This is a genomic window from Vagococcus salmoninarum (assembly GCF_003987495.1).
Taxonomy (GTDB): domain Bacteria; phylum Bacillota; class Bacilli; order Lactobacillales; family Vagococcaceae; genus Vagococcus_D; species Vagococcus_D salmoninarum.
In genome coordinates this window covers 51,719-65,188 of record NZ_NGJU01000010.1, presented here as the reverse complement: position 1 = coordinate 65,188, position 13,470 = coordinate 51,719, and the positions used below count along the sequence as shown (strand labels likewise).

The 13,470-nt window shown below is 36.4% G+C and carries 16 protein-coding genes; 2 read left to right on the top strand and 14 right to left on the bottom strand.

Going from position 1 to position 13,470, the window contains the following annotated elements; translation table 11 throughout:
• Window positions 1–17: 17 nt before the first annotated feature.
• From CBF35_RS07810 to CBF35_RS07775, 8 genes are all read right to left on the bottom strand, one after another.
• The gene (locus CBF35_RS07810; RefSeq protein ID WP_126779816.1) at window positions 18–791 is read right to left on the bottom strand and encodes a DUF3307 domain-containing protein; all 774 of its coding nucleotides are present in this window, start codon (window positions 789–791) and stop codon (window positions 18–20) included.
• Entirely contained in the window at window positions 788–1,462 is a 675-nt protein-coding gene (locus tag CBF35_RS07805; RefSeq protein WP_126779814.1) for a SatD family protein, read from the bottom strand. Before CBF35_RS07805 ends, CBF35_RS07810 begins: the two co-directional genes overlap by 4 nt.
• Before the next feature lie 147 nt (window positions 1,463–1,609).
• A complete protein-coding gene (gene fur, locus CBF35_RS07800) occupies window positions 1,610–2,062 on the bottom strand; it encodes a ferric iron uptake transcriptional regulator (RefSeq protein ID WP_126779812.1) in 453 nt (150 codons plus the stop codon).
• Between the two features lie 227 nt (window positions 2,063–2,289).
• Window positions 2,290–3,483 carry an MFS transporter gene (locus CBF35_RS07795; protein ID WP_126779810.1) on the bottom strand — a complete coding sequence of 398 codons (1,194 nt, stop codon included), beginning with the start codon at window positions 3,481–3,483 and terminating at the stop codon, window positions 2,290–2,292.
• A gap of 72 nt (window positions 3,484–3,555) precedes the next feature.
• Window positions 3,556–4,008 carry a hypothetical protein gene (locus CBF35_RS07790; RefSeq protein ID WP_126779808.1) on the bottom strand — a complete coding sequence of 151 codons (453 nt, stop codon included), beginning with the start codon at window positions 4,006–4,008 and terminating at the stop codon, window positions 3,556–3,558.
• Window positions 4,009–4,131: 123 nt separating this feature from the next.
• Complete coding sequence (locus CBF35_RS07785; RefSeq protein ID WP_126779806.1) at window positions 4,132–4,995, bottom strand: CvfB family protein; 864 nt, start codon at window positions 4,993–4,995, stop codon at window positions 4,132–4,134.
• 51 nt (window positions 4,996–5,046) lie between these two features.
• The gene (locus tag CBF35_RS07780; RefSeq protein ID WP_126779804.1) at window positions 5,047–5,373 is read right to left on the bottom strand and encodes an AzlD domain-containing protein; all 327 of its coding nucleotides are present in this window, start codon (window positions 5,371–5,373) and stop codon (window positions 5,047–5,049) included.
• Entirely contained in the window at window positions 5,363–6,082 is a 720-nt protein-coding gene (locus CBF35_RS07775; RefSeq protein ID WP_126779802.1) for an AzlC family ABC transporter permease, read from the bottom strand. The genes CBF35_RS07780 and CBF35_RS07775 overlap by 11 nt, the downstream gene beginning before the upstream one ends.
• Window positions 6,083–6,265: 183 nt before the next feature.
• Here CBF35_RS07775 and CBF35_RS07770 point away from each other — a divergent pair, with 183 nt between their 5' ends.
• A complete protein-coding gene (locus CBF35_RS07770) occupies window positions 6,266–6,469 on the top strand; it encodes a hypothetical protein (RefSeq protein ID WP_126779800.1) in 204 nt (67 codons plus the stop codon).
• 29 nt (window positions 6,470–6,498) lie between these two features.
• On the opposite strand, the gene CBF35_RS07765 is transcribed toward CBF35_RS07770, so the two are convergent.
• From CBF35_RS07765 to CBF35_RS07755, 3 genes are all read right to left on the bottom strand, one after another.
• On the bottom strand, window positions 6,499–7,935 hold the full coding sequence (locus CBF35_RS07765) for an NCS2 family permease (protein WP_126779798.1): 1,437 nt from the start codon (window positions 7,933–7,935) through the stop codon (window positions 6,499–6,501).
• A gap of 238 nt (window positions 7,936–8,173) precedes the next feature.
• Window positions 8,174–9,061: a hypothetical protein gene (locus CBF35_RS07760; protein ID WP_126779796.1), complete on the bottom strand. Its 888-nt coding sequence runs from the start codon at window positions 9,059–9,061 to the stop codon at window positions 8,174–8,176.
• Between the two features lie 181 nt (window positions 9,062–9,242).
• Window positions 9,243–10,634 carry an L-cystine transporter gene (locus CBF35_RS07755; protein WP_126779793.1) on the bottom strand — a complete coding sequence of 464 codons (1,392 nt, stop codon included), beginning with the start codon at window positions 10,632–10,634 and terminating at the stop codon, window positions 9,243–9,245.
• 332 nt (window positions 10,635–10,966) lie between these two features.
• Between CBF35_RS07755 and CBF35_RS14885 the strand changes: the two genes are divergently transcribed.
• Window positions 10,967–11,125: a hypothetical protein gene (locus tag CBF35_RS14885; RefSeq protein ID WP_170174740.1), complete on the top strand. Its 159-nt coding sequence runs from the start codon at window positions 10,967–10,969 to the stop codon at window positions 11,123–11,125.
• Window positions 11,126–11,225: 100 nt separating this feature from the next.
• Here the strand turns inward: CBF35_RS14885 and CBF35_RS07750 are convergent, their stop codons facing one another.
• The 3 genes from CBF35_RS07750 to CBF35_RS07740 form a co-directional block, all read right to left on the bottom strand.
• Window positions 11,226–11,825, bottom strand: a complete 600-nt coding sequence (locus CBF35_RS07750) for a class I SAM-dependent methyltransferase (protein WP_126779791.1) — start codon at window positions 11,823–11,825, stop codon at window positions 11,226–11,228.
• A gap of 172 nt (window positions 11,826–11,997) precedes the next feature.
• Complete coding sequence (locus CBF35_RS07745) at window positions 11,998–12,756, bottom strand: ABC transporter permease (RefSeq protein ID WP_126779789.1); 759 nt, start codon at window positions 12,754–12,756, stop codon at window positions 11,998–12,000.
• The gene (locus CBF35_RS07740; protein WP_126779787.1) at window positions 12,753–13,442 is read right to left on the bottom strand and encodes an ATP-binding cassette domain-containing protein; all 690 of its coding nucleotides are present in this window, start codon (window positions 13,440–13,442) and stop codon (window positions 12,753–12,755) included. Before CBF35_RS07740 ends, CBF35_RS07745 begins: the two co-directional genes overlap by 4 nt.
• Window positions 13,443–13,470: the final 28 nt, after the last annotated feature.

Sequence of the window (13,470 nt, the reverse complement as noted above, 5' to 3'; positions counted from 1 at the left end):
AAACCTTACTTAATCCTCTAACCATTGGTGACAATTGGTTGAAAAATGACTAAATAAGGCAGTAACGTTGCTAACAAACTATAAAGTGTTCCAATTAAATAATATTCGGAGAAAGCCGGACTGGTGGCGATTTTATTATAACGGGTAATTGATTTAGCCGTTAAGATTAAGCCAATCGCGCCATATTGATTTAATAGTAAGAATATCGCCATAATCAGTCGCTCTAAATTGCCGATTGCTGCCCCGGCTCCGGCAACTGTCGTGGCTAATTTAATTTCTGGTTGTGTCTCTAAGGAGCGCTCTTTAACTTCGTACTGGTATTTTTCAAAAACGAGTTTAAACGTTAGATTGGCTGGTTTAAAAATAACGAGACTTAATAGTAAACACTTACTTAAAAATAAAACATCAACAGCTAACTCCTTGTCTAAGGATAAGCTGCCGGTGACGTAAGCATTACCGATACTAATCAACAAGAGGTGCAATAATTGATCCCCAAGATATAGCCACTTATCAAACTTAGGTTTCACGTAAGGGCGATTAGTCAGGAACCATTTCAAACTGTCAATAAGACCATGACTGACTAAAATCAAGACCCAAACAAGCCATGACAAGTGGTAGCCTAAAATCATTAAAGCCACGCCCACAACGATCATCACTGCACTATAAATGGCAATATGTAACATCGTATAATTAAAACTTTGCGCTTTTTTTTGCGCCAGTTTTTCACTTTGAAAATAAAAATCTCCTAAGACATGGGCGCAAAAAAAAGAGACTAACGATAAAGAGGTCATTTAATTCCCTCCCTTAAAACTTCCAATTCCTGAGCAATGGTCGTTTTCATTCGTAAATATTGGTAATATCCCGAACTTTGAATGCGCTGATTCGTCGCTTGACTGGAAAGTCCTAGTAACTTGGCTAATTCAATTTGTGGCACTTTTTGACTATGGCCATAATTTTCGATACTTTTTGTTAATAAATCTCTTTGGGTTTCCCGCCAGCGACTTTCAATAAAGTCACATAAGGCTAAACTATCATTAATCATCTTTAAAGGTTGACCTTCCAAACCATTACTAACTAATATTCTCGATAATTCATAATCATTTGTTGAATGGATGTCTTTAATTGCTTGGCGAGCATTCCAATAAGCGGGCCCATCTGCACCGATACTTATTTCCTTTTTCATTTCTGTGATAATTTCGCCGATGCCAATGCCAAAACGAAATTCCACTGGACTCATCAGGAATTTTATTTTATCGACAATTTCTAAAACCGCTTTGCCATTTTTAAATACCCCTTGAAATTCGTCTCCTAAGGTAACCGTTAAATTCGAAGCGAATACGTCAGCATATTCTTCATTCAACTCTTTTAAGGTTTTAGTTAATCGTTTTTGAATGTCTGTTCTATTTTCTAAGTTTTTCGACTTGATGATATCTCCAATCAAAGCAATATACACATTACTCACCTTCCTTCACTCTTATAATAGCATAGCTAAGAATAGAATCAAGGATATAACTGCGATTTAAGTCATTTCACCTTTTAAACCTTGATAATAAAAAACCGGTTATACCCTTGATTTCTTTCTAATCAAGGGTATAACCTAGTTATCTTACTATTTTTTAGTTAGTTGACATGTATGACAAACACCATGAAACGTTAAGCGGTGATCTTTAACTAAGAAGCGATAGCGATTCTCAACGATTTTCTCAACATCTAAAAGCAAATCTTCTTCAACTTCTTCAATGCCACCACATTCCAAACATAATAAATGATGATGAAAATGTTTGGCGCCTTCTTTACGCATGTCGTAACGAGAGACCCCATCATTAAAACTAATTTTATCAATGATTTTTAATTCAGTTAACATCTCTAGTGTCCGATAAACAGTTGCCAATCCAATTTCAGGGCTTTTCTGCTTGACTAACATATAAATTTCTTCTGCTGATAAATGATCTTTATCATTCTCAAGTAGTACTAAAACAGTCGCTTCACGCTGCGGTGTCAGTTTGAATCCACCTTCATGTAGCTGTTTTCTAATTTTCCCTAACATGGCACCTGTATTCATAACATAACCCCTCATTTACAATCATTATCATTAAGCTCAGTAAAATACTTAGCCAGTTTAAACTAATTATAAATTAACTTCAGTTTTTTTGCAATGATTCTCAATTAGAAGCTCACTTTTCTTTTTTTAAACCTTTTTTATCTCCTGTACAACCATTCACAAAAAAAGACTGGGACATTTCGTCAACAGTCTTAAATCATTTTTTATGTCTCTTTTGATAAAAAATACTAACTCGGATAAAGAACCTCTTCTTGATTTTTCAAACTTCCTAATAGAATGAACATGCCAATTAAAGTTAAACCTGTGCCGAAAATCAACAAAGGCGAAACTCCGCCGTGATCGAGGAACCAACCACCAGCTAAACTACCAATAACATTGCCTAAAGTGATACCCGCCATCATGAAAGTTTGGCCTTTTACCCGGTCTTGAGGGGCCATCCACTCATTTATGTAATGAGCATAGGCTGGGGTGATTAAAGCGAATGAAACAGCTTGTAAGAGCTGTCCGCCTTGAATCACGATGAAACTTGGTGCTACTAAGTAAATTAAAGCTTTAACAAAGAAAAAGATGGCTGAAATTCTTAGTAAAACAAGAACATTGAACTTGCTTTCTAATTTTTTAAAGCCAAACATTGTTGGTATTTCACAAAACGCCGCTAAGGCAATGGCAAAACCGATTTCTTTATTCCCCCCACCTACATGAGTAACTATTTGAGGTAAATAAACATTTATAATTGTATGAAAGGAAAAGATTAAAGTGATACCGATAAAGAAATAAAGAAATGAGGGGTACTTATGGTGTAACGTCTTTAGACTAGCTGGTTCATCTAAAATAGCTGCCGAATCTGTCCCCTCTTGAATTTCTGGCAATGTTAACATAATTAAAAACAAAATGGCCATTAACAGTGCGGATAAAATCGGAATCCAAATAGTGGAATGTTTCTCAAGCCACATCCCCATAAAGAAAGAAAAAGTCGCATACATCATCGACCCTAAGCCACGGGAAAAAGAAAAAGAAACATTGGCCCCTTGATTCGCATAATCATAAATAATAGCTGTGACTAAGGGTTGAACGTTAAACAACAAGACGATTAGTAAACAATATAGCAAGGCCATCCAAAAAGCTGAATTGGCTAAAAGCAAGACCCCGATAGCGATAATCGTTCCTAAACCAAAAAATAACATCATGGTTTTTTTTAACGTAAACCTTGGGTATTTATCAATCAAAATACCAGTGATAAACTGAGCAAAAACTGACAACAAGCTTCCGGTGGCAATGATAATACCAATTTGGCTGTTAGCGACATTCTTTGATAATAAAAAGACCGTTGCAAAACCAGAAATTGCGCAGAAAGACATCCAATAAAAAATTTGTAGTAAATAAACTTGACCTTTTAATGCGTTTTTATCTTTACTTAGCATAATTAACCTACTTTCCCTGACTCTTCTCTATCATACCAAAAAAAGAGACTAAAAAATCAGTCTACTTCTTTTTTAATCATAATATAATTTACCTTCATTCATCCGGGTAAAATAGGTAATTTTATCAATGGCGTCTAACATAATCCCATCAATGACATAGTCTTCATAATAAGTTAGGAGACTTTCTTCAATGTAACTACTAATTAATGACGTCTCACTCTGGAGCTTCTTTGAGATTTTAATCCCTTTGACAAAGATTGTTTTAGAACTGTCTTCCCTACCTTGGGTGTAGTTAATCACGTAAAAAAAGACAAAGCGACCATTAACCATCAAAGAAAAATAGCGGGGCATTTCATAAATAAATGAGATTACTTGATTAGATAAAGAAACTAACTTGACACTTCCATCTTCAGAAACAGTGACATGCTTAGGTTGACTGACATTCATCGTGACTGGATCAACTAAAGGAACTAAACTAAACTCATAATAATCATTAGCGGTTGTTGGTCTTTTCGTAAAAATCATCTAATCACCTCTTTCACTGTTACAAGGAAAAGCACTTCCGTAACATTCATTTTACATACCTTTATTATTGCACAGGTCTGGATTTTGTCAAATAAAAAAGAACTTCCTCAGAAGTTCTTTCCATTACTTATTTAATAAAACCGTGTAGCCATCTTCTTGTTTAATTTTTCGGGCTTTTAGTAATGAGCCAATGGCACGTTTGAATTGACCTTTAGAAATCGCAAAGGTTGCTTGAATTTCTTCTGGTGTTGATTTATCAGTAAAAGGAATTTTACCTTCAGCCGATTTTTCTAAAAACATCAAAATCATTTTAGCATCATCCGAGATTACTTCATGGGCACGAGGCTTAACTGAAATGTTCAAGACGCCGTTTGGTCCAATTCCGATCACACGAGCTTTCAGAACTTCACCCACACGAGGCTCAATGTAACGTTCAGAAGGGTGCAAGAATCCTAAATAGAAATCTTCAGTAATCACATATGTACCGATAACTTTTAAGCGGTAAGCAGTGACGGTAATATCTTTGTTTTGGAATTCAGCTTCATCTTTCGCTTGGCGACTAATCGCTTTAAAAATCGTATCGTCAGCTAAGGTTGCCCACATGCGATCTTTTTCATCGATTTTAACAGCTACCATAATCCGGTCGCCTTTTTTCGGCCATAATTCCCGCATCGTTGGTAACTCATCTAATGATAAAACAATCTCTTTATCTGGTAAACCAATATCGACAAAAGCTCCTAAATCTTTCCGTGTCGCAACGACTTCCCCAAAACCATAATGACCTTGTGAGATAGCTGGAATAACCGTTGTAAAGCGATTATCTTGTTTTTGATCAACGTAGCCATAACCTTCAACTGCAGCCCCAAGTTCGTGTTCCCCTTCACTTTTAGCAAGCTTGAATGTTACGCCGTCCTTTTGAACGAAATACGCGATGTCATTTTCATCTGTAATTAAACCAGTGAAAACATTTCCTAATAAATTTTGCATGTCAGTCTCCTTTGTAAAACGATAATTCATTATAGCACAATCCCTCTAAAACTACATAAAAAAACGGAGGGCTGCCATGGAAATAATTCCAACAATCACGGTCCACATTAAATTCTTAGTCAAAACACCAATTAATAAAGTCGGAACACTAGCAAATAAGGTCTCCCAATTGATAGACGGCAGACTGTTCCCCCTGGGAATAAACAACCCTTGAAGAAATAAGGCTGTTAAAATACACATCGGTAAGTAGGCTAAAAACTGATTGACTTTTTTAGGGAATTCGATTTTTTTTGATAAGATAAAAGGTAAAATTCGCGGCAACCAAGTGACTAAGCCGCAAAGCATAATAATAACTAAAATCTGGCTATCAATCCTCATTAGCTGACACCATCCCCACTGTACAACCAATTAACGTTGCAATTAAAACACTCATTTCCGCAGAAAAGATCGCCATCAACCAATATAAACTAAAACCGACACTTAATAAGGTGATCACTGTTTGTTTCCCCTTCTGTTTTAAAGGTAATTCAGTTTGTAAGACAATTAAACCAATAAACATGGCTGTTAAAGCAAAATCAAGGCCAAAAATTTCAGGATTAGGAATCCAACTACCGAGTAACCCACCGATGATAGTTGAAATAATCCAAGTTAAATAGGCAGTCACATTTAAACCATTAGTCCAAGGGACAGAAACTTTTTTGCCATTTTGAATAGCTGTCATTAACACCCCATAAGACTCGTCAGTTAACAACGTACCTACACCGATTGTCGCCAGTAGTGATTCTTTTCTAAAAAAACTAGCTACGGATAAACTCATTAAAAAATGCCTTAAATTGACTAAAAAAGTTGTCAAAACAATAGCACTTAAAGGGCTGCCAAGTAATATCATGCCACTAATAATAAATTGGGCACTGCCGGCATAGACGACAATTGACAGTAAGGCGATTTCTAACAACGATAACCCTGCTCCTTTACCGACAACTCCAGCTGCAATCCCAATCCCAACATAGCCTAAAATCGTTGGCACACAGGCTCTAACTCCTGCTTGAAAACTAGCGAAGCCTTTTGAATACGTTTCTCCCTGCATTTAACCCCTACTTCCAGCTTAAAGTTAAGGTTCTCTCACCGTTAACTTACCTTTTTTTAATATTAAAATCTATCTTAGCCTTTCTGAAAGCTTTTGTAAAGCATGAATCACACTCTTATTTCTATCTTCGTTTTTTCTTTCATGGTAAACTGAGATAAACGAAAGATGTCTGGAGGAATTTTTATGCTCAAACGTTTATCCAATTCCTTAATTGGAATGATCATGTATACTATTGTTGCTTACGGCGGCAATCTAATAACCGGTGTGGCAAAACACTCCAGTTTATTAGAAGTCTTGTTAGAATCTGTTTTCTTCGGGATTTTCGTCTTTTTATTACAAAGTTTTAAACAATCAACTGAAGACACAAAAAAAGATCAGACAAAATAACTTGTCTGGTCTTTTCTTTTACTTTTATTTTAAAGAATCGCTAAAATCACGAAGTTGAGAACGAACAAGCCAGTCACTACCCATAAGATAGGTGAGATTTCTTTGACTTTACCTTTTGCAACTTTAACAATCACATAGAAGATAAACCCAGCAGCAATCCCGTTTGAAATACTATAAGATAAGCCCATGAAGATTGAAGCGAAGAAGGCCGGAATGGCGTCTTCTAAGTTCGTCCAGTCAATATCTTTAAAGGAAGCCATCATCATCACCCCAACTAAAATCAAGGCTGGTGCTGTTGCTTGAGCTGGCACCACACTAATGAGTGGTGAGAAGAAGCTACTTAATAAGAAAAGACCTGCAACGACAACTGAAGTTAAACCAGTTCGTCCGCCAGCGCCAATCCCTGCAGCACTTTCAACGAAAGTCGTTGTATTTGATGTCCCGAAGATTGCGCCGATTGATGTGGCAATTGCATCGGAAAATAACGCTTTGTCCATTTTTGATTTAAAGCCTTTACTGTCTTCTAAGGCAATTTCATCTTCTTTACTGAAGATCCCTGTGCGACGACCAGTTCCGATAAATGTACCAATCGTATCAAAGGTATCTGATAAACTAAAGGCTAAAATTGTCATTAACACTTGCGGTATTTTCGCTTTATCACTAAATAGTGAAGGCAGACCTTCTGGACTAAAAGCAGCACCAAACGTCACGCCTAGCTCACTGATTGAGCTACTTAAAGAATTCGCTTTGAAGTCAATCGTACTAAGATCAACCACTCCCATTAAAATTCCAATAACTGTGGTCCCAACGATACCGATAATCATCGCACCTTTAACATTTAAAACAACTAAGACGATCATTAAAACAATCCCAATTAAAGCTAAAATAACCCCTGGATTGTTAAAGTTGGCTAAGGCAGGCACGATGCCACCATTCATATTAACGTTTGTGGCAACATCGCCATCAACGATTGAACTAGTAATTGCACCAGAATCAGCTGTAAAGCCAAGTAAATTCGCATTTTTTATACCGACATAAGCAACGAAAATACCAATTCCGCCACCAATGGCATGTTGCATACTTTCAGGAATCGCTCGGATAATTAATTTTCTAATTTTAGTAACAGTAATAATAATATTGATAATTCCACAAAGGAAAACCATTCCTAACGCTTGTTGCCAAGTATAACCTAAACCAAAAACAACGGTAAAAGTAAAGAATGCATTTAAGCCCATCCCCGGTGCTTGAGCGTAAGGAACGTTAGCAAATAATCCCATAATTAAAGTACCAATAGCAGCTGAGATAATAGTTGCTAAAAAGACTGCTTGAAATGGCATGCCCGATTGAGAAAGAATAGCTGGGTTAACGAATAAAATGTAACTCATCGCAAAGAATGTTGTAAAACCAGCCATTACTTCCGTACCGACTGTTGTCTTGTTCTCTTTTAATTTAAAATACTTTTCCATTTGACTAATTAAGTCTCCCTTTATGATGTTTTTGATGTTGTAAACACGAACAATAAACTTTAACACCCTATAAATACTTCGCTTTCCAACAACATAACCATATTATAATCATGCTTAATAGAAAACACAAGCTTTTTATGTATATTATCTTTGTTTCTTTGTTTATCGTTCGTGTTTTAGCGTTTTTTTGATAATTATAACTAAAAAAACTACTTTCAGTTAAGAAAGTAGTTCGTATTTACTCAATGACTTTAATCAGGACTGAGGGAATCGTAATACTTCCACCCATTGTTGATTTATAAGTTGTTAAACCTGATGACAAGCCTGAAATAGTGATGTAATCGTCTTCTAGCACCCTACTAGAAACAATGGTATTTTCATATTCGCCATACAGAATAGTATCGTAGTTGCCATCAACAGCTAAACGAATTTGAATGGAATCGGCGCCTTCCATTACTTGGACGACTTTCCCTGCAAATTTAACTTTGCTAAATAAGAAATCATCTGGCGTTCGTGCTAATTCGTTATAAGTAATCCCCGTCTCATAGCCCCGAGCTTCTTCTTCCTCAGCAAGTCTTTTCTTCTCTGCTTCGGCTGCTTGTTGTTCCTTCGCTTTTTTGTCAGCTGCTGCTTTTTTCTGCGCTTCTTTGTCCCGTTTCTCTTTTTCTACGGCTTTTTTCTTAGCCGCTTCATCAGCTAACCGTTGTTCTTCAGCTTTTTTTAAATCTGCTAATTTCTTCTTTGCGTCTTCTTCAGACAATTTTTCATAGGGTTGCATTTTAGCTTTATAAGCATCCGTTTCAGACACTAACGTCGTTAAGTCAGTCTCTTTCCCTGCAATCACTTGTTCTAAACGACTGACCTGCTCTTCTTCAAAGAGTAATTTTTCTTCAACTGTCATCAATTTGTTAAATAAACGAGCTTCAACTCCGACTAAATGATTATTATACATAAAAACAACTAGAATTAGTCCCGCGACGACTGAGCTGATAATTTTATTCGTTTTTGACCACTTACTTTTTTTAAAAACTAAATACAAACCTAAAGGGTATAAAAAAACCAATGACAATAACATCCCTCGATCTGTTCTAAAAAAACCTTTCCCTTTTAAAACGTACTTCTTCATCTTCTCCACCATTTTCTCCTCCAATTAAATAACGTTTTACCAAAGCTTTAATTATATCACTGACGTTATTTAAATTCTATAAGTCTTAGCATTTAGCTTATTTAACTCTCTATAAGTGAACCAAAAATCAAAAAAACTACTTTCCTTTGGGAAAGTAGCTTTTTACTCTTCATTCATAAGTTTAAATCGCAGAACTAACAACAGCTTCTTGATCATTTAAAAGGTCGTCATCTAATTCATTGATGCGACGACTTGTGACAACGCCGGCTAACATACTATCGCTAACGTTGACCGCAGTCCGGGCCATATCAATCAAAGGTTCAACTGAAATAACTAAACCGACGATTGCAACTGGTAAGTTAAGACTTCCTAAGACGATTAAGGAAGCAAAGGTTGCCCCACCACCAACGCCAGCTACACCGAAGGAACTAATCGTGACAACTGCAACGATCGTTAAAATATACATTGGGCTGAAGACATCGATTCCCACCGTTGGGGCGACGATTGCTGCTAACATTGCTGGATAAACCCCAGCACAGCCGTTTTGGCCAATTGATAAACCGAAACTAGCAGCGAAGTTAGCTGTCGCGTCATCAACGCCTAAGGCATTTCTTTGAGTTTCAATATTTAAAGGTAACGCTCCTGCACTAGATCGTGAAGTAAAAGCAAAACTCAAAACGGGAAAAGCTTTTTTGAGATAAGTTACCGGGTTAACTTTAACTGTTAAAAGAATGAGTAAGTGGATAATAAAGACCACAATCAGAGCAAAATAAGAAGCAACGACAAACTTCCCTAAATTCAGAATCGCTTGATAATTACTCGTTGCTGTGACTTTTGTCATTAACGCGACGATTCCATAAGGCGTTAAGCGTAAGACTAATGTCACGATTCGCATGACAATTGCATATAGAGCATCGATTAATTTAGCAAAAAAGGCACTCTCTTCAGGCATTTTCTTCTTAATTCCTAAGTAAGCAACACCAACAAAGGCTGAAAAAATCACGACAGCTATCGTACTTGTCGCTCGAGTTCCGGCTAAGTCAGCAAAAATATTCCGAGGGATAAATGAGACTAATTGCTCGGGAATCGAAAGGTTTTGAACCATTTCTTGACGACTGGCTAATTCAGCAATTCTCGCCGTTTCCGTAGCACCTTCAGTAAATTCTGCACCTTGTAAGCCAAATAAAAAGACTGAACCAATTCCGACTAAGGCTGAAATCGCCGTTGTTCCAAGCAGTGTCGCCAGAACAGTGAAGCTAATTTTACCAAGCTTCTTAGTTGTTTCAATTTTCGTAAATGCCACGACAATCGACACAAAGACTAAGGGCATGATTAACATTTGTAAGAGACCGACATAGCCATTCCCGACTAAGTTAATCCAATCAATCGCTGTGACAACTACTTTCGAGTCAATCCCAAAGAGTAATTGTAAAATCACCCCGAAGATAATCCCCACACCTAAAGCTAAAAATACTCGTGAAGAAAACTTCACATGTTTTTTTTGTAAGTGATAAAAACCAAATAATATCCCTACAAAGACTGCTAATACAAGCAGTATCAATCCTGTTGTCATTTATATTCCTCCTTTATTCGTCTCCTTAATGACATGGAGACTGTTCCATCATAAGAGTAAAGGTCCCAGTCCTTCCACTTTTTCCGAGTGAAGTGACCATCTGTGACATTTTTTAACGTCGTAACAGAAGTGATTTTTTTAGTATACTAAACTATTGTAAGTTATTCAATTATTAAGTTTTTATCATGTTATTTAATCATATGCAGCTCTTGTTAAGGCTTTTACTTGCATTATTTTGAAAAAGGCGGTATATTAATAGTGGAATTTCGTTACAGAATGACCCGTTAGTAACTTCCGCCTTTCAGAAACAGTTTTAAGAAAGGAGAATGGATATGACAACTATGACATTCGGTAACAATACATTGCAATACGGTATTGCTTTAGATACAGCGAAACAAGTCTTTATGGCTTACGACCCTGAAAATCCAAGCAAAATTGGCTACGGTATTACAATAGAGCAAGCTATCGCTGAACTAAAAAAAAATAGCTAAGGAGATTGAGTAATTACATGGACAATGATTGTTCGAACTCAAAGTAGGCATCAGTGAATGAACAAACTTCACCTGATGCCTATTTAATTTGCCTTTTTTCTTATTTTTGACAGACTAAAGAAAATAACGACGCTTTTTCCTTCATAAATAAGGAATCCGCTGTATAAAAAATCTGTCTCGCTGGAACGTTAAAACCGATCTCACTTAGTAGTTGACTTAAGGCAGTTTCCTCAATGCCATTGTGAACTAAATCTGAAGTCACTAAGGGATTTTTATCAAAATCGATGATAATTAACTGGCCATTTGGTTTTAAACTCCGATATAAGGATTCTAGTAAAGCTTGAGTATCTGAGACATGGAGCATCACTTGGACTAAAACAATCACATCGGCCTTAATTCCTAAATCCTGACCTTCTTGAATTTGGACTGTCTGACTATTAGTGACACTCGCCAAAGCCAACTTCCTTTCCACCACCGTTAACATATTTGCTGCGGTATCAGCAAAATAAACGGTTTCGAAGTCAGCCACAAATTCTAACCCGACTTCCCCTGTCCCACAGCCATAATCAATTAACGTTAAACCCGTTGGCAATTCGCCTAGTTCTGCTTTAATTTGTGCTGTAATTATTTGACTAACTGCTGAACGTTCCAATGAATCATATTTCTCTGCCATTTGATTAAATAATTCTGTATTTCCCATTTGTTCCCCATTCTATTTGCATTTGCATTTGCAAACTAAGTTTAATTTTAAACATAACTTAAGATCACTCTTTTAAGCCACCTGCTCTTTCCCCGTGAATTCACAAGTATAGCTCTTTACTAACTTTCCTTCAACTATTACTTAGCTAAATATTTAAGAGCTGACTCCTCGGTTAGTCTAGGCGTTGCCATCTAAAAGCTTTTATTCCTAAGAAAAACATCACTCCGCTAATCAGCATCGTAGTGACAAAATTAACTCTCACAGATTCCACTTGATTTAACCAAATATTTTGTAAGAGCTTCACGACTTTTGTATAAGGCACGTAAGTCTCACTAAAGTTTCGAACAGCTAGTGGAAAGACTGGCAGCGGCACTGTCGCCCCAGATAAAAACAATAAACTAAAATAAGTTAGTAAGGCGATTGACAAGGTTTCTTGCAATCCTTTGATAACACTAGCGATGATTATTCCTAAACTAGCAATGCCGCAAAACACGATGAAAATAACTAAAAGAAAGGCCAGCAAATTGATGATAGGTGGTACTTGCAAATCAAATAGCCAATAATTTATGAGGAACATCGTTAAAGTTGAAATCATCACTAATAAAAAGCCACCTAAATAAAGAGCCAATAAATATTGATGCTTTTTTAGTGGGGTAAAACTATATTTTAAAATCACCTTATCTTCGTAGTTCTTAGCAATCACTATAGGTAAGCTACTTAAGCCAGCTACTAAAATAATCATAAAGACATACGCTGGGAACATAAAATCAATTGTTCCTACTCCCTCAAACAGACTACTTGGGGCATTACCATAAAAACTACCATTAAACATTGCCCATAGAATTGGAAAAATTACCCCAAAACCGATTGTTAGTGGCTGTCGGAAATATTTTTTGACTTCTAATTGAGTAAAAACCCAGATATTCTTCATCGGCTTTCGCCTACTAACTGATCAATTTTTTCTGAAAAATCAGAGTAGTTATCAGCAATTTTAAGGATCTTGCCATAAAATAAAGTTTGACCTTGACTAAGAACTAAAAGTTCATCGCATAATTTCCAAATTTCTTCATAGTAGTGGCTGACAAGAACTAAACTCTTCCCAGTTTTTTTAATTTCAAGTAAAGACTCAAGTAGCTTCTTTCTTGAAAAACCATCCAAACCGGTCGTTATTTCATCAAAAAACAGGAAATCAGGATCATGAATCAAAGACAATAGGATCGTCACTTTTTGCTTCTCACCACCAGATAATTTAGTCAAATACGTCTTTTTTAAGTCTGCCAAGCCAAATTCCCTTAAAAAATTTTCGCCAACATCCAATGATAAGCGATATAAGTGGCAATAAATAGCGACTAACTCACCAACTTTAACATACTCTTCAAACATCCCATCTTGCATTTGAATTCCGACTTTAGTAGCAAAGTCCGTTTCAGGAAACTGATAAGTCACCTGTCCTTGGTCGGCTTTTAAATTCTTCGTCATAATATTGATTAACGTCGTTTTTCCCGAGCCATTTGGGCCAATAATCCCTAAAGCTTTGCCTAAAGGCATCTCTAAAGTAACATCCTTTATAATCGTTTTTCCATCATAACTTTTAGTAATATTAGTAAGTGTAATCATTTTAACTCCTTTGGATAAAAACGTAACA